The organism is Streptomyces sp. NPDC005811 (assembly GCF_040630405.1).
Lineage (GTDB): Bacteria > Actinomycetota > Actinomycetes > Streptomycetales > Streptomycetaceae > Streptomyces.
The window spans coordinates 1-1290 of the sequence record NZ_JBEXXK010000147.1 but is presented as its reverse complement, the minus strand read 5'-3'; the positions used below and the strand labels follow the sequence as shown (position 1 = coordinate 1290).

At 67.2% G+C, this 1290-nt stretch carries 2 pseudogenes; one reads left to right on the top strand and one right to left on the bottom strand.

The annotated features are described in order from the left end of the window. Window positions 1–736, top strand: a pseudogene (locus ABZ490_RS52165) (IS630 family transposase); the annotation flags it as partial. 48 nt (window positions 737–784) lie between these two features. Here ABZ490_RS52165 and ABZ490_RS52160 read toward each other — a convergent pair. Continuing rightward, window positions 785–1290: pseudogene (locus tag ABZ490_RS52160) on the bottom strand (alpha/beta hydrolase); the annotation flags it as partial.

The window sequence follows — 1290 nt, the reverse complement described above, 5'->3', positions numbered from 1 at the left end:
TGCCATCCGTATCGGCCGTGAGGCGTTACGCAGCCTGCTCGCCCGCCGCGGTGTCACCTTCCAGCGCACAAAGACATGGAAGGAATCCCCCGACCCCGACCGCGACACCAAACTCGACCGGATTGAGGAAGTACTGGACCGCTTCTCGGACCGGATCTTCGCGTTCGACGAGTTCGGCCCGCTCGGGATCAGGCCCAACGCAGGCTCCGGCTGGGCCGGGCAGGGTCACCCCGACCGGCTGCCCGCCACCTACCACCGCACCCATGGTGTCCGCTACTTCCACGGCTGCTATTCGATCGGTGACGACACCCTGTGGGGTGTCAACCGCCGCAGGAAAGGTGCCGCGAACACGCTGGCCGCGCTCAAGTCGATCCGCGCCGCCCGGCCCGACGGCGCACCGATCTAGGTGATCATGGACAACCTGTCCGCCCACAAGGGTGCCGGCATCCGCCGCTGGGCGAAGAAGAACAAGGTCGAGCTGTGCTTCACTCCGATCTACGCCTCGTGGGCGAACCCGATCGAGGCGCACTTCGGACCGCTGCGGCAGTTCACCATCGCCAGCTCCAACCACCCCAACCACACCGTGCAGACCCGGGCCCTGCACGCCTACCTGCGCTGGCGCAACGCCAACGCCCGCCACCGCGACGTCTTGGCCGCCGAACGCAAAGAACGCGCCCGTATCCGGAGCGAGAAGGGCATCCGCTGGGGCGGACGCCCCCTAAAAACCGCGGCGTGAACAACCCGGCGAACCTACGCGGTTGTGGCACTGTTATCGGGTAGCAGGTCACGGCTGCTGGAATGCGACCTCAGGATGCGTGGCTTTGGGGCCATCGAGGAGCGGCAACGATATACCCCGCAGATGAAGGTCAAAGAAGGCTGACACGTAGTCGCGGGTTATGCGCCACCCACGTTCTCCGGACAGCGGTACGGCAGGGTCCGACAGGCCCAACTGCCCAGCCAGATACGGCAGGTCCGTGAAGGAGAAGTGTTCGGCGCCGGACACGGTCAGCCAGCGTTTCCAGCCGTTCAGGTGCTTCCACGCCTCAGGCCAGTCGGTTGTCGAGCTGTTGGGGCTGTGGGTGGACTCGGCGCCGAGCATCATGAACGGGCGCCCGCCGAGCCCTGCCGCGGCAGGGTGCAGAAAGAAGTCACCGTCCAGGTCAACCCCCGCCCGCACACGACGGTCGGCGGCCACGGTCGCCGCCGCGGTCGCACCCCCGATCGAATGCCCGCCGATTCCGATCCGGCTCGGGTCGATCACATGGGACAGCGCCCCGGCCTGACGGCCGC